Genomic DNA, 22,820 nt, shown 5'->3' with positions numbered 1-22,820 from the left:
GTTGCCGGGTCGCAGGGGTTGAAGTGATTCACTTGGCTTGTCGTCGCCGTTGGCGATGACAAGGACTCGGAACGTGTAGCCGAGTACTCGCGCGTACATTTGAAGTTCAGTGATGTTGCTTGCGTAGGCCGGGCTGTTCTCCCACCGCCAGACAGTTGACGGATGCACGTTCAGCTTGTTTCCCACGTCAAGCAGGGACCAGCCCCGAGACTTGCGAATCCGGCCAAGTTGAGACTGAACCCGGATCACTTCGTGCATGGCTTCCGCATCGTCGTTCGCATCGTCCACACCGGCCACCACGTCGCACACCCTCATATTCTGTCCTGTTCTGTTTCTATTTGTGGGTTACCGACGAGAGGTCGAGAGGGATGATCTACCGTCCAGAGTCATGGCCTGACCTCGGCAGTCTTGTGCTTGTCACTGTCGATCGCTGCCAAGGCCGGGAAGCAGCGGCAGCCGACTGAACATTGGCCAGCTATCCAGCGAATACACTTCGAACGCGTGTCGCGCATGGCCCGAGAATGTACGTGCAAGGCACGATTAGAAATCTTTGTCATCTTCAGGCCAATCATTAGTGCAAAGAGTCAGCCTCTTGTTGCATTCGTGCGCGAATGCAAGTGCATTTAAGGCCAAGCTGATCGCGAATTCTCTGGCTGCTTGCGCTTCATGTCGCCGCGCTCCCGCCGTGAAAGTAACTTGCGTCAGGCCATCCGACAGCATCAGTCCTGGTAATGCCCGCCGGTAACGCGGGAGGCACTGTGACCACGTCAGGCCGTCCACTGCGACCTCAAAACGGTCGCCCGGAGGCTCGTGGGTTGCCGCCTGACCCCCGAGTGCTTCAGCACTGCTCACGGCGCCGTCCCGCTTCCCACTCGCGAAGCATCCGAGCAGCGTCCGCCCAATCCTCGGGGGTCATGTCCGCGATCGTCGTGGCGTGCTTGCGGTTCGCGATGTCTATCTCGCCACCTACCCGATGGCCTCGATTGTCGAACATGAAGCACAGCGGCCCGTCGGTCGCAGAACTCGCCTGAGTCATCCTGTCCGCCCTCCTAAAGAGTTATCGGTCGAGCCGTACTTGCGTCTACGAAACAGCAGGTCAGCGCGACAAGACACCCCGTAGTACCGTGATCTTGTGGGACACTATGTCCCTGTTCAACCGGTACGTCTTGCAAGGGTGGACGTGGTACTACGGTCCATGTTCACAGGCGAGAGGAGACAGCCGTAATGCCATCAGCTCTGCGAAGTCTGCGACAAGAGCAGCGAGAAGTGGTCGCCGCTCAACGTGCCGACCACAAAACGTGGGTCGAAATCGCCGCCATATTTTGTAGCCGCTATGGCGTTAACCTTAGGGCTGCGATGCGCATGGTTCACGATTGGAGTCAACGCGATGCGGCCGATCAATGGAACGCCCGCTGGCCAGCAGACCCAAAGACTTTCAAGAATTTTTCATACTGGGAGCTGTGGCCTGGCTCAACCGGTCATGCGCCATCCCTTGATGTTCTAGGGCGCCTCGCGGAACTTTATGAATGCAGTATATCCGACCTGCTCGGCGATTGTGCAAACTTCCGCTCAAATGACTCAGCTTACAAAAGCAATGCAAATGGACTAGTTCGCATTCCAAGGATTCCAAAGAAAGATGTTCCATCGCTCGACAACGATGAAGCGCAAGACCTCGGAGAGCTAATATCAACCTTGGAGCTGACCGACGTGAATGAATTGGCGCGCCTTGCTGCTGAATGGTCTAACACGCTCGGCGAATCATCTAATCGGCGGGCATTATTACTGAAGCTGAGCGCCGGTCTATCCCTTGCCGCCGCTTCGCCCGCCCTGGCGGACGACGTAAAACCGGCCGATTCTTCGCTGGAATTATCTTCGCAAAGGGAAGGAATGACGGGAATTTGGCGTAGCCGGTATACATATCCCAGCAGTGGTCGTGGCAAGGATTTCGTGGGCGAACACTTTATTGTTATCCGCCAGCAGGGAAACAAGCTAGTAGGCCAGAGTCTTCCGCATTCCACTGGTTCTAGTCTTCGAATTGAACTTGTAGTTGACGACTCCGTGGCAACCGGAAGTTGGCGAGAAACTACATCACCGCATGGCTACTACAAAGGAGCAACTTATCACGGCACCTTGCAACTATTTGTCGACCCGAGTGCGCAACGCATGAACGGCATGTGGCTTGGGTTCGGCCGGGAGTTTGTCATCAATAGCGGTCAGTGGTCGCTCAGCCTGGAAAGCTCTTCTATTGGGAAGAACGCTCAGCGGGAATATCGCAACAGAAAGTAGCTTTATGGCAACTAGGATATCAGGGCCACTATCGACGCTCCGGCTTTGAAGTGGTTGCGGTCGATTAGATCCATCAATCCGTACATCATCTTCGCCTCGTAAACCCAGTCTAATTTAAGACCAAGACGCGACTCGAAGTCGGCAATGAAAAGCCCTAATGTCTGATCCACTTTGGCGTACCCACCAAAGTGGTATCCCAGCTCGATTGACCAGCCGTCGCTACTGTACCCGAATGCCTGCTCTTGAAGTTCGCGAACGTTGTCTACCAGGAATCCTGCGCCTTTAAGTACCGCAAACCCTATGGCTTGCTGATCTCTGCGCAATGCGCTAGCGATGCCAGCTAGAGTGCCGCCCGTGCCACATGCACAGCAAATAACGTCGAAATCGACCGCAATTTCTTCAATCAACTCCGCACAACCAGGTAGAGCGAGAGCGTTACTCCCGCCTTCTGGTATTAGATAGAATCGCCCAAACTCGGCATTCAGGCGCCCAATTACATCCGATTCATCTTTGTGCCTATAGGTCTCGCGGTCCATGTACGTCAGCGCCATTCCGCAATCGACGGCGTACTCTAGCGAGGAATTGAGCGGATTGTGTTCCTCGCCCCTTATGACACCAACGGTACTAAATCCAAAGTGTTTGCCCGCCGCCGCCACCGCTCGAACATGATTCGAGTAGGCGCCGCCGAAGGTCAAAAGTTTAGAGTGGCCATCCTTCGTTGCCCTATCCAGATTGTATTTCAACTTGCGCCATTTGTTGCCTGGAAACTCCGCATGAATAAGGTCATCGCGCTTGAGGTGAAGGCGAACGCCTTTGGCGTCCAAACGGCCGTCGTGGACCTCGATAAGGGGCGACGGTAGCCGCAAGTTCAAGCCGGTCATAAAGACACATGCTATGGGACTCTTGCCGTCATGCCACGGTGCAGATGACCTGACGATCCGACCCGTGAGCCGGTTGCACGCCCCAGCGACGGCCGTAACGCACAGTGACAAGAATCATCGTCATGATCACTCGAATGATCTATTGCGCATCAGATTTGATCATGGGAATACTGGAGGGTCCTAGGTTGCGTCGGCGAGTTGCCCGCGAGAGGACTGGAAGGAGCGTAGCAGGGTGACCGGGCTAGCGCGACCGGGCGTCACTTTGGTTGATCGGCCGGAATAGCTCCGGAGTAGAGATCCCAGTGGCGCGCAGCGTCCGATCTTGTCCACGTGCACGGCGGTACCCGCGCATATATCGGGGTTCCCGTTGCCGGATGGTTCCCTCCACGCTGCTGAACATGTCCCGCCGAACGGCGTTCTGCTGACCGATGTCCACGTCTGATGTGCGTGTGTTCCGGTCATCTTCTGCCGTGGTCGGCTGATCCCCTTTTGTGCCAAGCGAAACAGCTATCCCGCTGTTGTCGGCTTGCTGTACCCGCGCACTGTCGTGCGCTGGTTCGGCGTCGATACGGGCGGGGTTGCATCGTGCTGCGCCGCATTCTGCATGGCTGCAACGCGATGCCCTAAGAGGAGTTGATGCAGCATGTTCAAGACAGAACAGCAGTGGGACGCGTTTGCGCTGGCGGACCCGTGTACGGGGTCGCCATTGGCGCGGTTGGTGTGTGATCCCTCCGGCGAGTTCAACGCGTTCATGGCGTGGGTGTCCTACACCCTGTGGGCGTGGATCACGGTCTGGTGGCCGCTGCTCGTGGTGGGCGCCGTGCTGGCGTTGGTGGCGGGTGCGGTACTTGCCCAGGTGGTGCGGTTGCGCCGTGAGCGGGAGATGGCGGGAGCGCGGTTTTACGAGATCACTCCGCCGCATCGTCTGCCCGCTGACGGGGCGGTGCCGTTGTGGCGGCTGATGGCTTCGACGCTGGCCGGGGTGTCGGCACGAGCGCGGGTCGCGATGGTGTTGTGGGCCGATGATCCGGATGGCCGGGTTCGCGCGGGGATGTGGGTTCCGGGTGGTGGCCCGGCGCGGTCGGTGGCACGTGCGGTGGAGCACGCGTGGCCCGGTTGCGGGCTGGTCCCGACCGTGGCACCCCGGTTGCCTGCGGGCGTGCTCGGTGCGACGGAACTGGTGCCGAGTGAGGGGCCGTGGGCACCGTTGGTCGATCACCTGCATCGCCCTGAACGCGGTGTGGTGGCAGTCGAGGACGAACCGTTGCGCGCCGTGCTGGAGGGGATTTCCGACCACGCGGTGGCGGGTCGTTTCGCGTCGGTTCAGGTCGTGATTTCCCCATCCCGCGGAAGTCGCCGGCGTGGCCGCGGGACGGGTCGCCGGCGGGGTCTGACCAACCTGATCGGCGCCGCTCTGCTCGCGGTCCCGCGCGGCGTGGTCGGCGCGGTGGAACTCATGTTGTCGTCGGCTTCGTCGCACGATTCTCGACGTGACACGCGGTCGTCCGCGCGGCGTGAGGATGACCCGGTGACCGTGGCGCGTCGGCGGGCGCGGGAGGCCAAGCAGAAGGCCGGGCCGCATCTGCGGACGACGGTCCGGTTGGTCGTCGCAGGCGAGGGCAACCCGCGCACGATGCGGCGCGCGTCCGGTGGGCTGGCCGCCGTGTTGGCGGCGTTGGCGACTGATGAACACGACACCGCGCGGCTTCGGGTGTGGCGTCCGGCGGGCAAGGTGGCGCGGTACGCGCACGGGCGCGGTTTCGTCGCGAGCGTGCGTGAGCTGGCGTCGGTGTGGCACCTGCCGCACCAGCCCGGTAGCCATGGCTTGCCCCACCCGGAGGCGCCGTTGCGGAAGGCCGACCGTGCCTTGCCTCGGCTCGACGGTGACCGCTACCGCCGCCCCGGACGGCGCGGGTTCGACGGGTTCGGCGGTGGTCGCAATGCGGCCTGACACCACCCTCCACAGTGACGGCGGGAACGGTCGGCGCGGGCTCATCGTGTCGCGATGGGACGACCCGCGCCGCCAGTCACCGAAGCTGCTCGGTGCGACCACCACCGGGGTGTCAGAACTGGTCGGCGTGAGCGTTGCCGACGCCCGGCATCACCTTCACGTGCAAGGCGTGACCGGGGTGGGCAAGTCCACCTGGCTCGCCCATCACGTCCTCGGTGAAGCCGAAGCCGGACGCGGTGTGGTGCTGCTCGATCCGCAAGGCGACCTCGCCTCGAACGTGATCGACCGGCTGCCCGCCGACTGCGGGGATCGGCTGGTGATCCTCGACCCGGACGAACGCGACGCCCCCGCCGCGTTCAACGTCCTCGACGCCACCGACCCCACGCAACGGGAACTGGTCGCGGACGGGGTGGTGTCGGTGTTCCGACGTCTCTACGCCGCGTCGTGGGGACCGCGCATGGATGACCTGATGCGCGCCGCGTGCCTGACGCTGATCCGGCGTGAGGGTTCGACGCTGGCCGATATCCCGCCGCTGCTGCATCACGCGCCGTTCCGGCGCGCGGTGCTGGCGGAGGTCGGCGAACCGGACGGGCTGGAAGGGTTCTGGACGGCGTTCGATGAGGCCACCCCGGCACAGCGTGCCCAGTTGTGCGCGCCCGTCGTGTCACGGCTTCGCGGGGTGCTGACGCGACGGTTCGCCCGAACCCTGCTCGGCGCTGCACGGTCGAGTTTCACGCTGGCCGATGTGCTCGACGGCGGCATCCTGATAGCCCGTCTGCCGAAAGGGAACATCGGTGAGGACGCGTCGCGGTTGGTGGGGTCGCTGCTGATCGCCGGACTGTGGCAGGAGATCACCCGCCGTGCCGTCCGGTCGCCCGAGCGGCGGCCGGACGCGACGGTCGTGGTGGACGAGTGTCACAACTTCCTGCACCTCCCGATCGGCGTGGAAGACGCCTTGGCTGAGGCACGGGGATACCGGGTGTCACTGGTGCTGGCACACCAGCACCAAGCACAGTTACTGCCGGATGTGCGGGAAGGGATCGACGCCAACGCCCGCACCAAGGTGTACTTCACCGTGTCGCCGGACGACGCCCGCCGCCTGGTGCGGCACGTCGCCCCCGATATCGACGAACACGGCCTGCGGCGGCGCCCCGCGTTCCAGATCGTGGCCCGCGCCGTGGCGGGTGGCCGGGACACCCCGGCGTGCACGTTGGACACGCTCCCGATGCCGCCCGCCCCGCCCGGCCGTGGCGAGCTGGTGCGGCGTGCGGCGCGGGCTCGGACCGGGCTGTCACACCGGCTGCGGGACGGCAGCGCTTCGGCTCGCAGGCTCGACACCACGCCCGCCGCCAGCGGCGCGGCGCAAGCCCTGCGGCAGCACTGGAACAGCGATCACGACAACGCTTTCGGCGACAGCAACTGAGCAGGCAACTCGGTGGGCAATTCGGTGGGCCTCTTATGAGTTGCCTGCCGAGTTGCCGCCCGAGGCGCCTTAAACCCCTGCGCACGTCCACTGTGGAGGACCCATGCCCGCGCCCCTACTTCCTAGGAACACCAACCCCCAACCCCCAAGGGTGCAACTACAGCCCGCCAGTACCGGTGAGGCGCTGGCCCGCTCACGCGGGCTCACCGACCGGGATCTGTACCTGATCGGCTACCTCGATCGGCACCGTGTGCTGACCGCACTTCAGATCACCCGATTGCTGTTCGGCTCGCCGCACCACGCCCGTCACCGGCTGGCCGCGCTGTATCACCGTGGCGTGCTCGCGCGGTTCCGGCGCGAAGTCTGGCCCGGCTCCCAGTCGTGGCGCTACACCCTCGGGCACGTCGGCGCGGCGGTGCACGCTGCCGCGACCGACGCGCCGCTACCGAAACCGTCGGCGGTCACGGAGAAGGTTCTCCGGCTGGCGCACTCGCCACACACCGAACACCTGCTCGGCGTGAACGAGTTCTTCACTGTCCTCGCCGGACACGCCCGCACCCGCCCCGGATGCGCCTTGCGGAAGTGGACGCCCGAAGCCGTCACCGCTGACGCGTGCGGCGGCATCGTCCGCCCGGACGGCTACGGCGAATACAGCGACCCGCACGGAACCATCGGGTTCTTCTACGAACACGACACCGGAACCGAAACCCTCGACACCCTCACCGACAAGATCACCAAATACGCCGAACTCGCCCGTTCCGGAATCCGTCGTCCTGTCCTGTTCGGACTTCCCAGCATTGCGCGCGAACGCAACCTTCACGACGCGTGGGCGCGCCGCTGGCCGACCGGGCCACCGGTCACCGTGGCCACCACCGCAACCGGCGATACGGCGGTCGCGACGGACGCGGTATGGCTGCCCGCAGGACACCAGCAACGCCGGACCTTGACCCAGCTCGCACCCCGGCGCGCCACGTCCGCACGCCGTCACACACCGCGCCGGGAGGCGGCATGAACCAGCACACCCACAACCACGAGAGCACGACCAGCACAGGCGGGTTGTCGGCGGCGCGGCTGGCCGCGATTGCCGACGCGCTGACCGTGCCGGACGGCGGGTTCACCGTCGATCCCGCGACCGGTGACGCCGCCCGCACCGGCTACGCCGTCGCCGTGCACCCCGAGTACGAACACATCTGCGACGGCCATGTCACCGCCGAAGATCTCGCCGACTACCTCATCCGCACCCGGCACGTCCTCGCGCTGCCGGGGCGGGTGTTCGGCGGATGGTGCGACCCCGGCACACGGCGGGTGTACCTCGACGTGTCCGCCGTCGTCGCCACACTGCACGCCGCGCTGGAACTCGGCCGCGACGCCGGGCAACGCGCCGTGTTCGACCTCGACGCCGCCACGTCGATACCCGTACCTCCCGCACCGTTGCCCGTCGTAGGAAAGGAGCCGCCAGTCGACCCCACACCTCCGATTCCCGCACCACGCGCCGAGAGGACACCGCCGCCATGCCCACCCGGCAATCACGCCCGCACCGCCACCTCAAGACCACCCAGCAAGCCACCCGCAGGAGGGAAACCTACGCCGAAGAACAGGCCCGGCTCGACGCCGAAGCGGTTGACCGGTGGGCCGCGAAAGTCGCCGACCTCCCGCCGCTCACCGAAGAACGGATCACCTCACTCGCGGTGATCCTGAACCGCATCGACAAACGCCGCCGCGCCGCCAACACTGAGAGGAACGACGAAGGCCGCCGCGCGGCCTGACACACCGACGACCCGAGGACACACCCGCCCCGTTTCCGGGGTGGTGTGGCCTCGGGTCGTTGCTCTATCAGGCCGCGTGCTGGCCGCGCGTACGGCGCTTGGGCTTGCGCGGGTCGATTCGCACCCGCTTCGGGTCGAACTGCCGTTTCCCGTTCTTGGCGGCAGGGTCCAGATAGAGGGTGTCGCCGCTGAGTGCGTCGGTAAGCATCGCGCGGCGTTCATCGAACTCGGCCGCGTCCCACTGCGCCGCCGCGTCCTCACGGCTCATCGCCTCGGTAGGACCGTCCGGGTTCCCGCCGGTCAGTTCGTCCCGCTCCGCTTCCAACCGCGCGCGTGTGGCCATCAGCGGTTCATTGGCCGCGTCATAGGCGTCCTCGGTCATCTTCCCCGCGCCGAGTTTCGCCGCGATCGACTTCAACAAGCGCTCACACTCACCGAGTTCCATGTGGATCTCGGCCAACCGTTCCGAGACACGCGCACGCGCGGCCCGGATCGCCGCCGCGTGCTTGGCGTCCGACAACCGCGAAATCACCAGCCCGCGCAATTCACGATCCACCCGCCGCATATCGGCGCCGACCTTGCCGCACCCGCCCGAACTCTTCGAGCACCCGTACTGCCGTCGCCGCTCACCATCTGGGTAGTTCCCCGAATGCGGGCGCCCGCTCACACCTCGCCCACATAACGGGCAGCGCAAGATCCCCGACCCCACGTAGACCCCGCTCGGATGCTGGCCCTGCGTCCGCCCCGCACACAACGCGCGCAGCTTGGTGAACGTCTCCGGTTTCACGATCGGCTCACCCGGCATCGTGCCCACCACCACGCCGTCATGCTCGATCAGACCAGCATTGATCGGCCTGAGCAGTACCTCCCCGACCTGGCGCGGCAGCCACCTCTTACCCGTGATCGTGAGCAGTCCCGCCGCGTTCCACTCATCCGCGATCGTGGATTGGAACACCCCCGCCAACACCGCATCCGTGGCGTCCCTCAACGCCCTGCGTTCGCGTTCCACCAACTCCGCCGGAACCGGCTTACGGGTGTCCTTCCCGTCCTCGTCAAGCCACTGTTCACGCGGCACCGTCCGGTCCAGACCGGGGAACCCGAACCGGCGCCCCTGGTGATGCGGGATACCGCGCTTGCGCAGCACCTCGAACCGCCGTGAGATCCGCTGAGACGCCTCATCGGAGTTGCGCTGATTGTGCGCGACCTCCTGCCGTAGCTGGTACCGGTCGTTGTAGTCGGTGAGGTCGTAGCGGCCGTGTGAGGACGCCACCGTGTACGAGTCATAGCCCGTGCCCTCGATCAGCTTGAACAGGTCCTCAAGATCCTGCGACTGCCGCCAACCCCTGTCGGTGTTCCACAACACCACCCCATCCGACGCCCGCGCCGCGACCCGTTTCATGATCCGTTCCCAGCCCGGACGATGCACCTTCGGGTTCCAGGCAGACAGCTTCGGGTCCGAGATCTCCTCACCCAGCACGCCGCCCAACCGGTCGATCACATCCCGGTTGTCGGCGTGCTGGGTCTCGCACTTCTCCAGCTTCCCAGCCTGATTCCGCGACAGGCGCGCATACGAGTCCAACACCGGCTGACGCCCGCCCTGACCTGCACTAACCTGATGACTGAATCCCATGTGATCCACAGTAGGTACATAAGACAGGTTCAGCTAGAACCGTCCTTACCACTCACGAGGCCGATCGCGGCAGGTCAGGCGGAAGCGCCCCGCACCGCCAGTTTCTGCACGTCCAGGTACAGGCACCCGGCCGTCGTGGGCTGCGGCGAACAGGTCCTGTCCGGATAGAACGACAGCTGGTTGGACGAAACGGTCAGCCGCACGAACCGCACACCGGTCGCGCTGCCCGGCGCGAGCCGGAGCGCGGTGAGCTTGTTCAGATCGGCGGGCTTGAAGTCACCGGTGCCCGCCTTCACCCAGGTCGTGCCGTCAACCGAGGTTTCGACGGTGACGTCCTTGGCCGCGGCGGGCGGGTCGTCGCCGCAGACGTTGGCCGGGTCGATCTCGATGGCGCTGACGTCGACCGGTTTGCCGAGTTTGATCGTGACGAACCGCGACTCGACCGTGCCGTCGGGGCGGACGACCTTGTCGGTCGACCAGCCGCCCCCGCCGAGCACCGACGAGGCCAGCAGATCGCCGGGACCGCAGCCGTACTGGGTGAAGTCCTCGCCGTTGAAGGCGGTGACGCCGGCCCCGGCGCCGCTGGAGGCCCAGTTGAACCGCAGCGACCAGTCGACCCTGGTGGTCCCCGACCGCACCGAGACCGCGCGGATCTCGCCGTCCGCGCCGCCCCCGTGCGCGTAGACCTTCGGATAGGTGCCGGGGAGCACGCCGGGGATGGTGTAGACGCCGGCCGCGTCGGTGACCGCGGACAGCGATCCGGCGAACCCGGAGTCGTGCCCGCTGAACCGGACGGCGACACCGGCGATCGGCGCCCCGCCTTCGCGGTCGGTGACCTTGCCGGTCACGGTGCCGGTCGGCGTTCCCGCGGGCGGCGGCGTGGAGAAGTCCTCGGCCGGTGCGGTGTCGGCGCCGGTGATCGAACCGGCGAAGTAGCCCATGCCGCGTGCCGCGAAGGCCTTCCACAGTTTCGCGTGCGCACGGCCGCCGTTGATCACCGTGTCGGCCTGCAGGATCGAGTTCCGCATGTCCAGGAAGGACGGCGACGCGGGCGAAAGCTCCATCGCGCGGGTGACCAGCGCCCGCGTCAACTGCACACCGAGCGCCGAACGGATGTCCCACAGCGTGCTCGCCCAGATCTCGCCGTCGGCGTGGACCTCCGGGAAGCCGATGATCCGGCCGAGGTCGCCGTAGGTGTAGCCACCGGGCCCGGCCCCCGGCGTGCCGGGGCACTGGGGCGCACCGGCGCCGACCGGGCAGTCCAGCGGCTGGGTGCGGGCGAGGGGGACGCCGTTGCTGACGTAATCGCCCCCGAGCAGTTCACCGGGTGCCAAGGTGTCCTTGACCGCGTTCCGCCCGACGAGGTAGTCGAAGGCGTACCAGTCGCTCCACGCTTCGCCCATCGCGCCGGACTGGAAGGAGTTGAGCGTGGAGTTGCCCTGCGCGTCGACGACGAGCCGGTTGGACAGGCCGTGGGTGTACTCGTGGTGGATGATCGTGGCGTCGTCGGCGGAATTCGCGGCGAGGAACGGGTCGTCGGGATTCCTAGGGTCGTGGAACAGGAACATCCCCATCGTCGGCGGCTGCCCGTCGGGCGGGGTGCCCATGAACGCGTTGTCGTAGTAGCCCGGTTCCTGCGCGCCGAGCAGGGTGTGGACCTGGACGGCGTCGCCGTCGACCTTCTCGAAGTTGCCCGCCTGCCTGGTGAAGCCGATCGGGAAGGACGCGAGGTGGTCGTGGAAGCTCCCGACGTAGGCGAGTGCCTGCACGGCGTTCTGTTCCCGGTTCTTCGCCCAGGAGCCCGGGGTTTTCGGGTCCCAGGAGCACGGCCTCGCTGCCGAGCACGGCGGGCCGACGACGGCGGTGAAGTCGGTGAACCTGTACCGGAAGGTGCCGTCGGTGTTCCGGCCGATCTCTTCCTGCGGCTGGAATTTCAGGTCGCCGTTGACGTCGGCGGCGACGTGCGCGACGTTGCCGTCCAAGGTCTTGGCGTCGGCGGGCAGCCAGCCCCTCTGGCTCAGGTCCACCTGCTTCTGCGGGCCTGGCTGGGCTTCCCAGGCGAGTCCTTTGGCACCGGCAGTGTCGTCGTTGGCGTGGTTCACCAGGTTCTTGCGGTAGAGCAGCTTGCCGGTGCCGGCGTCGGTCACCTCCTGGAACATCTTGTCCACGGCGGGTTTGGTCAGCGTGTACCAGGCGGGGCGCAGCCCGTCGCCGGTCAGGAACGCGACCTGCTTGGAGTCCGGGGCCGGGGCGGCCAATGTGCTCGCGCCCAGCGAGGCGGGAAGATCGCGCACGGGCGCGCCGTCCAGCTGGATCAGCCTGCCGTCCTTGGTGACGTGCGCCTTCAACCCGTTGCCGAACACGGGAACGCCGCCGACAGACTGGGTGAAGGAGAGATGGTGCGTGCCTTCGACGTCGACGTAGTCCTTGCGCAGGTTCAGTTTCGCGGTGTCGCCGGCGCTGAGACCGACGAGTCCTTCCTTCTCCCGCAGGTAGTTCAGCACGATGTCGCGGGGTGACGCGCCGCTCGGCCCGGTGAGGAAGCCGTCAGTGCGGGCCAGGACGCGGGGTGTGCCGGTCAGCTCGTCGAAGTCGAGCAGTGCCTGGTGTCCCAGTTCCGCCCGTGCCTTCGTGACGGACGTCGCACGGGACGCCGTGAGCCGGTCCCGCGCGGCGAGGACGCGCGGGCTGGTTCTCGCCGTGTCGCGGACATCGACGTCCTTCCCGGATCTGTCCGGCGTGGTGTGCACCGCGCCCGGTGCCGCGCCGACTTCGGGCGCTGTGACCAGCGCTAACACTGTGATGGCGGTCGCGGCGCACAACGAGGCACGCGAACGCGACGAACGTGACGTCACTCCAGACCCCTCTCTCGGTGGTGACGCAGACGTTCCATTCGTACCGATACGGTCACGGGTGGCATCAGCGCCGATCAGGTACGGCGATCCCGGTGAGCGGTACCCTCACCGAACGGGGTGTCCACAGTGGATTGAGCGGGATTCGTAGGGGAAAATGGACGGCGCGACGGAATTCGAGCGGCTGCGGCCCGTCATGTTCGGGCTCGCGTACCGCCTGCTCGGATCGGCCGCGGAGGCGGAAGACGTCGTTCAGGACGCCTACCCGAAGTGGGCGGGCGCCGAACGGGAGTCGATCACGTCGCCGCGGGCGTGGCTGGCGAAGGTGGTCACCAATCTCTGCCTGAATCGGCTGACTTCGGCCAGGGCACAGCGGGAGCGGTATGTCGGGCCATGGCTGCCCGAACCGGTCCTGACTTCGGACGACGTGCTCGGCCCGCTGGAGACGGCGGAGCAGCGGGATTCGGTGTCGCTGGCGATGATGGTGTTGCTGGAGCAGCTCAGCCCGGTGGAGCGCGCGGTGTTCGTGCTGAAGGAGGCCTTCGCCTACAGCCATCGCGAGATCGGCGCGATCCTCGACGTCTCCGAGGTCAACTCGCGCCAGCTGCACCGCCGTGCGCGAAAGGCGCTGGACCGATCGCCTGAGCGACGGGTTTCGAACCCGCGACAGCTTGAAAAGCTGGTCGAGAGCTTCCTGTCGGCGGCACGGGACGGGGATCTGCCCGCTTTGGAGAGTCTGCTGACCGCCGACGTCACGGCGTGGTCGGACGGCGGCGGAAAGGCCACCGCGGCCCGGCGTCCGGTGCACGGCGCGGCGAAGGTCGCGCGGCTGTACGCCGGGATGTTCGCCGGTGCCGGGCAGGTGTCGATCGGGATCCTCGAGGTCAACGGCGAACCCGCGGTGGTCGCGAGGGCCGGTGACGTCCTGTTCGGCATCCTTGGGTTCGAGGTCGTGGGCGGGCGGATCCGCGGGCTCCGCGCGGTCGCGAATCCGGAGAAGCTCGCGTTCCTTTCCGGACAGCTGTCACGTTCCGGGTGGCCCGCCGGTTCTGGAGGGTGGAAGCTCTCGTGAACGGAGGACCAAGGTGACGAACCCGATTCTGGTGACCGGCGGTACCGGCGATCTCGGCCGCGAGGTGGTGCGGCGGCTGGTGGCCGGAGGAAGGCCGGTCCGGATCATGAGCAGGCGGTCACGTCCCGCCGATGAGCCGAACGAATGGGCGCGGTGTGATCTGAAGACCGGTGACGGCCTGGTCGAGGCGGTCACCGGTGTCTCGGCGATCGTCCACTGCGCGTCGACGCTGGGCCGCGGGGACGAGCAGGTGACGCGGAACCTGGTCGAGGCGGCGAAGCGGGCGGGCGGTCCGCATCTGGTGTACATCTCGATCGTCGGCATCGACGTGATCCGGTTCTTCTACTACGACGAGAAGCTGGCCTGCGAGAAGGTGATCGAGGAGTCCGGTCTGCCGTGGACGGTGCTGCGCGCGACCCAGTTCCACGAGCTCGTCGCGCGGATGTCGTCGGCGCAGCGGCGGCTGCCGGTGACGATCGTGCCGTCGGGGTTCCGGTTCCAGCCGGTCAGCACCGGTGACGTCGCGGACAGGCTGGTCGCGCTGGTGTCGGGTCCGCCGTCGGGGCGGGTGCCGGACATGGGCGGCCCCGAGGTGCGGAGCGCCCGCGACCTGGCGGAGGCGTATCAGCGGTCGGCCGGGCGCCGGAAGCCGATCGTGTCGCTGTGGCTGCCGGGCAAGGCGGCCCGGGCGTTCCGGGCGGGCGGCAACCTGACGCCGGAGAACGCGACCGGTGCGGGCACCTTCGAGGAGTTCCTTTCCTCACGCGTTTAGTCCTCTCGATGCGGCACACCGAGCCGTGCTCACGCGTCCGAGTTACGGTGGCCTGGTGACGATCACCGGGTTCTTCTCCTCCTTCGAAACGGGTGATCCGCAGCCGGTGGATCCGGCCCTGCGCGTCGGCACCGGCCCGGCGTCGTCGCCGACCGCGAAGACCGGTGTCGGGTTCACCGGCGCGCACGCCCTCCGCTACGAGAACACGCTGCGCGCGACCGTGTTCGAAGTGGACGTCGAGGTCACCGGGTGCACCGAACTGTCCTATGTGGTCTTCCCCGAGTCCGACTCCGACGTGCCCGACTACCGCGGCACCTTCGTGGCGCTGGACGTCGAGTTCGCCGACGGGACGTCGGCCGGGTTCAGCGCCACGGAGCAAGGCCTGGACAAGACGCTGTACGTGGACCAGTGGAACCTCGTGCGCCGCGGCCTGGGCGGGTTCGCCGGACGGCGGATCGCCCGGATCGTCCTGGTCAGCGAGCCGCCGGACGGCGAGGGCGCGGGCTGGGTGGACGACGTCCGGATCACCGAACGCGCGGGCGGGATCCGCGAGCCGGTCGACCACGTCCGCACCACCCGCGGCACGCATTCCAGCGACAAGTTCTCGCGCGGCAACAACTTCCCCGCGACCGCGGTCCCGCACGGCTTCAACTTCTGGACCCCGGTCACCGACGCGGGTGCCACGAACTGGATCTACAGCTACCACCGGCACAACGACGCCGCGAACCGGCCGGCGTTGCAGGCGTTCGCGCTGTCGCATCAGCCGAGTCCGTGGATGGGCGACCGGCACACCTTCCAGGTCATGCCGGGGATCGGCCCGGTCGAGGCCGATCGGGCCGAACGCGCGCTCGCGTTCTCCCATGACGACGAGATCGACCGGCCGCATCACTACGGTGTCCGGTTCGCCAATGGCGTCACCACCGACATCGCCCCGGCGGATCACGCGGCGCTGTTCCGCTTCACCTTCCCGGGTGATCGCGGGTGGCTGTTGTTCGACAACGCCCGCAACCGGGGCGGATTGCGGCTCGACGCGGCGAACGGCGTGGTCACCGGCCACACCTGGGTGCGCAGCCGGCTGTCGGCCGGCGCGCGGCGGATGTTCGTGCACGCCGAGTTCGACGTCCCGGCCGAGCGCGGTGGAAGGATCCGGCGCCCGGTGTGGCGCACGGTGACCGGTTTCCTGGAGTTCGCCACGGGCGAGGTGACGATGCGGATCGCGACGTCGCTGATCAGCCTCGCGCAGGCCAAGCGGAACCTCGACCAGGAGATCCCGGCGGGCACGACCTTCGAGCAGGTCCGTGACCAAGCCCGCGCGCAGTGGGCTGAGCTGCTGGACCGAGTGGAGATCGAGGGCGCGACCGAGGACCAGCGCACCACGTTCTACTCGAACCTCTACCGGCTGTTCCTGTATCCGAACTCCGCGCACGAGGTCACCCCGAAGGGTGTGCGTCACGCGAGCCCGGTCGTCCGCCGCCTCTGGCCCAGCACGCGCACCAGTACCGGCGCGAAGGTCGTCGACGGCGAGATGTACGTCAACAACGGCTTCTGGGACACCTATCGCACCACGTGGCCCGCGTACGCCCTGCTCACGCCCGCCCGCTGCGGGAAGATGATCGACGGGTTCGTCCAGCAGTACCGCGAAGGCGGCTGGATCTCGCGCTGGTCCTCCCCCGGCTACGCCAACCTCATGACCGGCACCAGTTCCGACGTGGCGTTCGCCGACGCGTACCTCAAAGGCGTGCGCGGCTTCGACGTCGAGGCCGCCTACGAAGCGGCGCTGAAGAACGCGACGGTGACGCCGCGCGGGCAGAGCGTCGGCCGCAAGGGCCTGCACGAGTCGATCTTCCTCGGCTTCACGCCGACGTCGGTCCACGAAGGGCTGTCGTGGGCACTGGAGGGCTGCGTCAACGACTTCGGGCTGGCCAATTTCGCCGAAGCGCTCGGGCGCCACGACGACGCCGCGTACTTCCGGCAGCGTTCGCGGCAGTACGCGAACCACTTCGATCCGCTGATCGGGTTCTTCCAGGGCCGCAACCGTGACGGCAGCCGCCATTTCGCCGCCGAGGGCTACGACCCCGAGGCGTGGGGCGGCGACTTCACCGAGACGAACTCCTGGAACACCGCGTTCTCCGTGCCCCACGACGGCGCCGGCCTCGCCGCGCTGCACGGCGGCACCGAAGCGCTGGAGTCCAAACTGGACGCTTTCTTCGCGACACCGGAGACCGGCCGCAAACCGGGTTCCTACGGTGGGCTGATCCACGAGATGACCGAGGCCCGCGACGTCCGGATGGGACAGTACGGACATTCCAACCAGCCGTCCCACCACATCCCGTGGATCTACCACTACGCGGGCGCGCCTGCCAAGACGCAGCGGATCGTGCGGGAAGTCCTGCGGCGGCTTTACGTCGGGAGCGACCTCGGCCAGGGCTATCCGGGCGACGAGGACAACGGCGAGATGTCCGCTTGGTACGTCTTCGCCGCGCTCGGGTTCTATCCGCTGGCGATGGGCGGCCCCCAGTACGTGATCGGCGCGCCGCTGTTCACGAAGGCGACCGTCCATCTGGAGAACGGGAAGGACCTGGTCGTCGAGGCACCCGGCAACACCGGCGACACCGTGTACGTCCAGGGGCTCACGATCGACGGACGCCCGCACGACAGCGGCACGCTCCCCCATGCCGCCATCGCCGACGGCGCCGTGCTGAAGTTCACGATGGGCGAGCAGCCGTCGGAGTGGGGCCGCTCCCCCGTCGAGCCCGCCGCCCCGCGACCGCTCATGGACATCACGGTGCCCGACGGTCCCCTGTTCGACGACACCACCAGGACCGAGGTGACCTTCCCCGAACGCGAACCCGTCATCGAGTTCCCCGTCGAGGACGGGTCGCGGGACGTGGTGATGTACACGCTGACCTCGGGCAGCCGCCGGGGTGACCCGCGTTCGTGGGTGCTGGAGGGATCCGACGACGGCGAGCACTGGACGCTGCTGGACCAGCGTGAGGGCGAGAAGTTCCGGTGGCGCCGTCAGACGCGGCCGTTCGCCCTCGCCGGGCCGGCGCGGCACGCCAGATACCGTCTTCGCGTCACCTCGTCCACCGCCCGGCGGGTCACCCTCGCCCAAGGAGAGCTGCTCGCCCGATGATCTCCCGCATCACCCAGGCCACGACCGACCGCCTGGTCGCCTCCGATCCCGGTCTGGTCAGGCTCCGGCTCGGTTTCTCGGCCGTGCTCAGCATCATCGTCGCGGTACTGGCGATCCTGCCGTTCCACCAGCCGCTCACGGTGATCCTGGTCGCCGCGATCGCGGCGATGACCTCGGCGTTCACCGTCAACGACGAGACCCCGGGGCAGCAGGCGGTGACGCTGGTGCTGGGGCTCGTCCTCGGTGCGGCGTCGCTCACGGCGGCGAGCGTCGGCTCGGCGGTGCCGCCGCTGGACAGCGTCGTGTTCGTCCTGCTGATCTTCGTCGCGGTCTACGCCCAGCGGTTCGGCTCACGCGGGATCGCGCTGGGTTCGCTGTCGTTCTTCCTCTTCTTCTTCGCGATGTTCCTGCAGACGCATTTGAAGCAGGTCCCGGCGCTGTTGCTGGCGCTGACCATCGGGATCGCGGCCAACGCGGTGGTCCGGTTCGTCCTGCTGCGCCGGCATACCGACGCGGAGTTCCTGCGGATCCGGCGGGCGTTCCGGGCCCGGCTCGCCGCGGTGGTGCGCGCGGCCGAGGATCACCTGGCGGTGGGCGGCAGCGAGCGCACCCGCAAACGGCTCCGCAGGACGAACGCCCGGATGCACGAGTCCGTGCTGCTCATCGAGGACACCGCTCCGGAGGTGATCGGGGCGGACTCGGTGAACCGGCTCCGCCGCCGGGCGATCGAGGTCGAGCTGGCGGTGCAGTGGCTGACGATCACGGTGCAGCGCACCTGCGCCGAAGACCTCGACGAGGACGTCCGCGACGACCTGATCGCGCGAATGCGGCGGTTCCGGTCGCTGATCGAGCGCGACCCGCGCGAGCTGCCGCTGATCAGCGAGACCGAAGAGTTCAGCAAGATGCTGGTGGAAGGCAGCCGGATCGACGAGCACGCCGCGCCCGGCGACGGGGTCCGTCGCGCGCTCGCCGAGCTGGCGCTGGCCGACGTGCGGGCGCAGCGGGTGGCCGAGCACGACGTCTCCGATGCCGTCGACGATCCCGAAGACCCCGACGAGGAGAAGTCGTCGGCGTTCGCCTACGACAACCAGACGCGCAGCGCCATCCAGGCCGTGGTGGGCGGCGGGCTGGCCGTGCTCGGCGGGGAGCTGGTGTCGAGCCAGCGGTGGTACTGGGCGGTGCTGACCGTGTTCGTGGTGTTCATCGGCTCGTCGACCGCGGGAGCGACGTTCGTCAAGGGTGTCCGGCGGCTCGGCGGCACGCTGATCGGCATCGTGGGCGGGCTGGTGCTGACGCTGCTGGTGTCGGGAAGTGTGCCGGCGACACTGGCGCTGATCCTGGTGTGCGTGTTCGGCATGGTCTACATGGCGCGCGTGTCCCAGGTGATCATGGCGTTCTTCATCACCAGCATGCTCGGGCTGCTCTACAGCCTGCTGGGGACGTTCAGCATCGAGGTGCTCTGGATCCGGGTCGCGGAGACCGCGGTGGGCGCGGCGGCCGGGGTGCTGGCGGCGGTGGTGATCGTGCCGGTGCGCACGCGGGCGGTGATGCTGGACGACGTCTCGGCGCTGCTGGAGGAGCTGGACGAGTTCGTCGAGAAGGCCGCGGGCCTGCTGTCCGGCGCGGAGAACGTGAGTGTCATCGAGAAGTCGCGTGACCTGGACCGGGCGGTGGACAAGGTCCGTACGACGATCGAGCCGCTCACCCATCCGGTGAATCTCAGCAGCCGTCGTGACTACGGCTGGCACGTGCTCACCACGGTGGAGACGATCGCCTTCCGCGCCCGACACGTCGCGGCGCGGTCGCAGGCCGGGCTGCTGCTCAACGAGGCGGACCGGCTGCTGCTGTACACCGGGCGGATCCGGGAGAACATCGCGGTACTGAGGAAGGCGATCGGGGATCCCGGCGGTTCGGGGCACGGGACGCTGATCCGGGACGACGGTACGCCGGTGGCAGACCGGATCGACGATCCGCGGGCGCGCTCGGTGCTCACCAGCCTCGGGCACCTCGACGAGACGGTGATCGCGCTGGGCCGCGCGTTCGGAGTCGAGGCCACGGATCCGGAGCCCTCCGGTAAGCCGAAAGCCTCGTGAGTGGTAAGGACGGTTAGAACCGTCCTTACCACTCACGAGCCGTCAGGGATCAGTTCTTCGGTTTGGGGCAGTTCTTCCACGAGAAGTGGTACGTGGTCTTGATGGAACCGTCGGTCGAATCCATCGTGACGAAGCTGGTGGTCTTCTTCGGATCGGAAGTGCCGACCGCGGCCCGCAGTTCGGTGTTGATGTTGAAGTTCCGGTCCTCGCCGCAGGGTTTGTAGACGATGGCGCCGACTTCGATATCGTCGGTGAACTGCCAGTTGTCCTCGAACGGGCCTTTGAGGCTGTGGGTCACATAGGACGTCGGTGAATTGCCCTGGAAGTAGTAGTTGGCCCGTTCCAGTCCAGTGGCCCCGGCGGCCAGGGAGGCGAAGCCTCGGTAGTCCGTGCCCGCGATGCCGTAGGTGAATCCTTGCGGCACGTGCACATACAGGTTGAGCTGGCAGTTCTTGCGCAGATCGGTCGGTTTCGCGCCGACGCCGACCTGGGCGGTGTATTCGCTGTAGGTGACGGTGAACGCGGTGTTGTCCGGTGAGACGGAAACGGCCGCCGTACCCGGTTTGCATCCGGTTCCGTTGACGGTCACGACGTCGATGACTATTTTGTCCGACGGCAACGGAGGCGGCACCCAGGCGTTCGGAGTGACGACCGAAGAGGAAAGCATTACGGCAGCAACCAGCGCGTTGAGCATGGGATCCTTCCCAAAGGATTCGATCTCAGCGAGACGATCTGACGAAACGGATTCGGTCACCGGACAGGGGTGACCGCCGAAAACTAGGTCGTCGAGAAGGCTCGTCGCCGCCGGGCGGGCGGTGACGAGCGCTGAAGCCCTCTTCCAGGGCGGCCAAGACCCTGACCGGGCATGGGTGGGACGGCCTTCTTCCGAACCGGGAAGCAGGCCGTCACCCGGGAGCGGCTGTCAGGAGGTCGGGCAGGTCTTCCACGAGAAGTGGTAGGTGGTCTTGAACGCGCCGTCGGTCGAATCCATCGTGATGGAACTGGTGGTCTTCTTCGGATCCGACGAACCGGCGCCGACCCTCAGTTCCGTGTTCACGTTGAGGTTCCGGTCCTCGCCGCACGGCTTGTAGATGATGACGCCGCCTTCGGCCTCGTCACGGAATTGCCAGTTGTCCGAAATCGGCCCGTTGACGGGATGGCTGACGTGTGCGGTCGGCGAATTCCCCTGGAAGTAGTAATTCGCCCGCTGCAGCGCCTTGGCGCCGGATTCGAGAGAGGCGAAACCGCGGTAGTCGGCACTGGCGATACCGTAGGTGAATCCCTGCGGTACGTGGATGTTGAGGTTGAGCTGGCAGTTCTTCCTGAAGTCGGTGGGTTTCGCGCCGACGCCGACCTGGGCGGTGTATTCGCTGTAGGTGACGGTGAACGCGGTGTTGTCCTTGGCGACGGCGACCGCGGACGAACCCGGCGGGCATCCGGAACCGTTGACGGTGACGACGTCGATGACGACGCGGTCGGGCGGCGGTCCCGGCGGCGGAGACATGCCGTTCGGCGTTATTATCGACGAGAAAAGGGATACGGCGGCGACCATTGCATTGAGCATGGTGTCCTTCCCGGAGACTTTCACACGGGGGCGGGGAACTGGGCGGACTCATGTTAGCGAAACGATCTTCACGATACCGCCCGCCGATCGGACGCAAACATCCCGGCAATCGGTTCATGAAATTGAGTTATGGTCTGTAACCGTTTTCCGGATCCAATAGGAAGGCCGCGGACCCGGGAAAACACCATTCACTTCGCACGATATGGAAAAGGCTTTCGCGGATTCGCGGTTGACGATTCCGGCGAGACACGGCCTTCCCGGCGTGAGCCAGGTCACCCGGTGGTGTGCCGCGGGCGCGGACCGCATCGATCAAGAAAACAGTGACTGGACGCACCCGAACGGCGACTCCGGACAGGACTAGCATCTCGGTACAAGTCGATGTCGCCTCAAGCTGGAGAACCGCAATGACCCAAGCCCCTGTCAACGTCACCGTCACCGGTGCGGCCGGCCAGATCGGCTACGCGCTGCTCTTCCGCATCGCGTCCGGCCAGCTGCTCGGCCCGGACACCCCGGTGAAGCTGCGGCTCCTGGAGATCCCGCAGGCGGTCAAGGCGGCTGAGGGCACCGCGATGGAACTCGAAGACGGCGCGTTCCCGCTGCTGTCGGGTATCGACATCTTCGATGACGCGAAGCAGGCCTTCGAGGGCGCGAACGTCGCCCTGCTGGTCGGCGCCCGTCCCCGCGCGAAGGGCATGGAGCGCGGCGACCTGCTCGAGGCCAACGGTGGCATCTTCAAGCCGCAGGGTGAGGCCATCAACGCCGGCGCGGCGAGCGACATCAAGGTCCTCGTGGTCGGCAACCCGGCCAACACCAACGCCCTCATCGCGCAGGCGCACGCGCCCGACGTCCCGGCCGAGCGCTTCACCGCGATGACCCGCCTCGACCACAACCGCGCCCTCGCGCAGCTGTCGAAGAAGCTCGGCGTTCCGGTGACCGAGCTGAAGAAGGTCGCGATCTGGGGCAACCACTCCGCGACCCAGTACCCGTCGATCGCGCACGCCGAGGTGTCCGGCAAGCCCGCGACCGAGGTCGTCACCGACCAGCAGTGGCTGGCCGACGACTTCATCCCGACCGTCGCCAAGCGCGGCGCGGCGATCATCGAGGCCCGCGGCCTGTCCTCCGCGGCGTCGGCCGCCTCCGCGGCGATCGACCACGTCCACACCTGGGTCAACGGCACCCCCGAGGGTGACTGGACCTCGGCGGCGGTCGTGTCCGACGGTTCCTACGGTGTCCCGGAGGGCCTGATCTCCTCGTTCCCGGTCACCGCCGCGAACGGCGAGTACAAGATCGTCCAGGGCCTGGAGATCGACGACTTCTCGCGTGCCCGCATCGACGCTTCGGTCAACGAGCTGGCCGAAGAGCGCGACGCGGTGAAGAAGCTCGGCCTCATCTGA

17 protein-coding genes are annotated in these 22,820 nt (G+C 66.7%); 10 read left to right on the top strand and 7 right to left on the bottom strand.

Features of this window, described 5'->3' with window-relative positions; translation table 11 throughout:
* Positions 1 to 309, bottom strand: a 309-nt coding sequence (locus tag H4W30_RS09080; RefSeq protein WP_192742361.1) for a helix-turn-helix domain-containing protein, incomplete at its 3' end; no start/stop codon positions are given.
* A 529-nt stretch (positions 310 to 838) separates the two neighbouring features.
* A complete protein-coding gene (locus H4W30_RS09075; protein WP_192742360.1) occupies positions 839 to 994 on the bottom strand; it encodes a hypothetical protein in 156 nt (51 codons plus the stop codon).
* 272 nt (positions 995 to 1,266) lie between these two features.
* Here H4W30_RS09075 and H4W30_RS09070 point away from each other — a divergent pair, with 272 nt between their 5' ends.
* Entirely contained in the window at positions 1,267 to 2,286 is a 1,020-nt protein-coding gene (locus H4W30_RS09070) for a hypothetical protein (protein ID WP_192742359.1), read from the top strand.
* An 11-nt stretch (positions 2,287 to 2,297) separates the two neighbouring features.
* Here H4W30_RS09070 and H4W30_RS09065 read toward each other — a convergent pair whose 3' ends face one another.
* Entirely contained in the window at positions 2,298 to 3,167 is an 870-nt protein-coding gene (locus H4W30_RS09065) for a 1-aminocyclopropane-1-carboxylate deaminase/D-cysteine desulfhydrase (RefSeq protein ID WP_192742358.1), read from the bottom strand.
* Positions 3,168 to 3,810: 643 nt separating this feature from the next.
* Here H4W30_RS09065 and H4W30_RS09060 point away from each other — a divergent pair.
* The 4 genes from H4W30_RS09060 to H4W30_RS09045 all read left to right on the top strand — a co-directional run bounded on the left by H4W30_RS09060 (position 3,811) and on the right by H4W30_RS09045 (position 8,233).
* Positions 3,811 to 5,118: a hypothetical protein gene (locus H4W30_RS09060; RefSeq protein ID WP_192742357.1), complete on the top strand. Its 1,308-nt coding sequence runs from the start codon at positions 3,811 to 3,813 to the stop codon at positions 5,116 to 5,118.
* Complete coding sequence (locus H4W30_RS09055) at positions 5,108 to 6,541, top strand: type IV secretory system conjugative DNA transfer family protein (RefSeq protein WP_192742356.1); 1,434 nt, start codon at positions 5,108 to 5,110, stop codon at positions 6,539 to 6,541. The genes H4W30_RS09060 and H4W30_RS09055 overlap by 11 nt, the downstream gene beginning before the upstream one ends.
* A 151-nt stretch (positions 6,542 to 6,692) precedes the next feature.
* A complete protein-coding gene (locus tag H4W30_RS09050; protein WP_192742355.1) occupies positions 6,693 to 7,553 on the top strand; it encodes a replication-relaxation family protein in 861 nt (286 codons plus the stop codon).
* Positions 7,550 to 8,233: a hypothetical protein gene (locus H4W30_RS09045; protein ID WP_192742354.1), complete on the top strand. Its 684-nt coding sequence runs from the start codon at positions 7,550 to 7,552 to the stop codon at positions 8,231 to 8,233. The genes H4W30_RS09050 and H4W30_RS09045 overlap by 4 nt, the downstream gene beginning before the upstream one ends.
* A gap of 141 nt (positions 8,234 to 8,374) precedes the next feature.
* On the opposite strand, the gene H4W30_RS09040 is transcribed toward H4W30_RS09045, so the two are convergent.
* On the bottom strand, positions 8,375 to 9,889 hold the full coding sequence (locus H4W30_RS09040; protein ID WP_318780563.1) for a recombinase family protein: 1,515 nt from the start codon (positions 9,887 to 9,889) through the stop codon (positions 8,375 to 8,377).
* A 122-nt stretch (positions 9,890 to 10,011) separates the two neighbouring features.
* Positions 10,012 to 12,792 carry a M36 family metallopeptidase gene (locus tag H4W30_RS09035; protein WP_192742352.1) on the bottom strand — a complete coding sequence of 927 codons (2,781 nt, stop codon included), beginning with the start codon at positions 12,790 to 12,792 and terminating at the stop codon, positions 10,012 to 10,014.
* A 154-nt stretch (positions 12,793 to 12,946) separates the two neighbouring features.
* On the opposite strand from H4W30_RS09035, the gene H4W30_RS09030 reads away from it, so the two are divergent.
* From H4W30_RS09030 to H4W30_RS09015, 4 genes are read left to right on the top strand one after another with little or no spacing between them, the layout of a single operon-like run.
* Positions 12,947 to 13,861 (top strand): RNA polymerase sigma-70 factor, encoded by a 915-nt coding sequence (locus H4W30_RS09030; RefSeq protein WP_192742351.1) that lies wholly within the window; start codon positions 12,947 to 12,949, stop codon positions 13,859 to 13,861.
* Positions 13,862 to 13,874: 13 nt separating this feature from the next.
* A complete protein-coding gene (locus tag H4W30_RS09025; RefSeq protein WP_192742350.1) occupies positions 13,875 to 14,633 on the top strand; it encodes an SDR family oxidoreductase in 759 nt (252 codons plus the stop codon).
* Positions 14,634 to 14,688: 55 nt separating this feature from the next.
* Positions 14,689 to 17,769, top strand: coding sequence for a GH92 family glycosyl hydrolase (locus H4W30_RS09020; RefSeq protein WP_192742349.1), 3,081 nt, complete (start codon positions 14,689 to 14,691; stop codon positions 17,767 to 17,769).
* The gene (locus H4W30_RS09015; RefSeq protein ID WP_192742348.1) at positions 17,766 to 19,862 is read left to right on the top strand and encodes an FUSC family protein; all 2,097 of its coding nucleotides are present in this window, start codon (positions 17,766 to 17,768) and stop codon (positions 19,860 to 19,862) included. Before H4W30_RS09020 ends, H4W30_RS09015 begins: the two co-directional genes overlap by 4 nt.
* Before the next feature lie 49 nt (positions 19,863 to 19,911).
* Here the strand turns inward: H4W30_RS09015 and H4W30_RS09010 are convergent, their stop codons facing one another.
* On the bottom strand, positions 19,912 to 20,556 hold the full coding sequence (locus H4W30_RS09010) for a DUF4360 domain-containing protein (protein ID WP_192742347.1): 645 nt from the start codon (positions 20,554 to 20,556) through the stop codon (positions 19,912 to 19,914).
* A 228-nt stretch (positions 20,557 to 20,784) separates the two neighbouring features.
* On the bottom strand, positions 20,785 to 21,366 hold the full coding sequence (locus tag H4W30_RS09005; protein ID WP_378234884.1) for a DUF4360 domain-containing protein: 582 nt from the start codon (positions 21,364 to 21,366) through the stop codon (positions 20,785 to 20,787).
* A 464-nt stretch (positions 21,367 to 21,830) separates the two neighbouring features.
* On the opposite strand from H4W30_RS09005, the gene H4W30_RS09000 reads away from it, so the two are divergent.
* Positions 21,831 to 22,820, top strand: a complete 990-nt coding sequence (locus H4W30_RS09000) for a malate dehydrogenase (protein ID WP_192742345.1) — start codon at positions 21,831 to 21,833, stop codon at positions 22,818 to 22,820.

The sequence above is a fragment of the Amycolatopsis roodepoortensis genome (assembly GCF_014873915.1).
GTDB classification, from domain to species: Bacteria; Actinomycetota; Actinomycetes; order Mycobacteriales; family Pseudonocardiaceae; genus Amycolatopsis; species Amycolatopsis roodepoortensis.
Note: the sequence above shows the minus strand (reverse complement) of the source record. Positions and strands in the feature narration are given on the sequence as shown.

What these genes read in the sequence shown, in the direction of transcription:
- H4W30_RS09075 (WP_192742360.1), bottom strand. Translation starts at nt 994, where the DNA reads ATGTTCGACAATCGAGGCCATCGGGTAGGTGGCGAGATAGACATCGCG.
- H4W30_RS09065 (WP_192742358.1), bottom strand. Translation starts at nt 3,167, where the DNA reads ATGACCGGCTTGAACTTGCGGCTACCGTCGCCCCTTATCGAGGTCCAC.
- H4W30_RS09060 (WP_192742357.1), top strand. Translation starts at nt 3,811, where the DNA reads ATGTTCAAGACAGAACAGCAGTGGGACGCGTTTGCGCTGGCGGACCCG.
- H4W30_RS09055 (WP_192742356.1), top strand. Translation starts at nt 5,108, where the DNA reads ATGCGGCCTGACACCACCCTCCACAGTGACGGCGGGAACGGTCGGCGC.
- H4W30_RS09045 (WP_192742354.1), top strand. Translation starts at nt 7,550, where the DNA reads ATGAACCAGCACACCCACAACCACGAGAGCACGACCAGCACAGGCGGG.
- H4W30_RS09030 (WP_192742351.1), top strand. Translation starts at nt 12,947, where the DNA reads ATGGACGGCGCGACGGAATTCGAGCGGCTGCGGCCCGTCATGTTCGGG.
- H4W30_RS09015 (WP_192742348.1), top strand. Translation starts at nt 17,766, where the DNA reads ATGATCTCCCGCATCACCCAGGCCACGACCGACCGCCTGGTCGCCTCC.
- H4W30_RS09010 (WP_192742347.1), bottom strand. Translation starts at nt 20,556, where the DNA reads ATGCTCAACGCGCTGGTTGCTGCCGTAATGCTTTCCTCTTCGGTCGTC.
- H4W30_RS09005 (WP_378234884.1), bottom strand. Translation starts at nt 21,366, where the DNA reads ATGTCTCCGCCGCCGGGACCGCCGCCCGACCGCGTCGTCATCGACGTC.
- H4W30_RS09000 (WP_192742345.1), top strand. Translation starts at nt 21,831, where the DNA reads ATGACCCAAGCCCCTGTCAACGTCACCGTCACCGGTGCGGCCGGCCAG.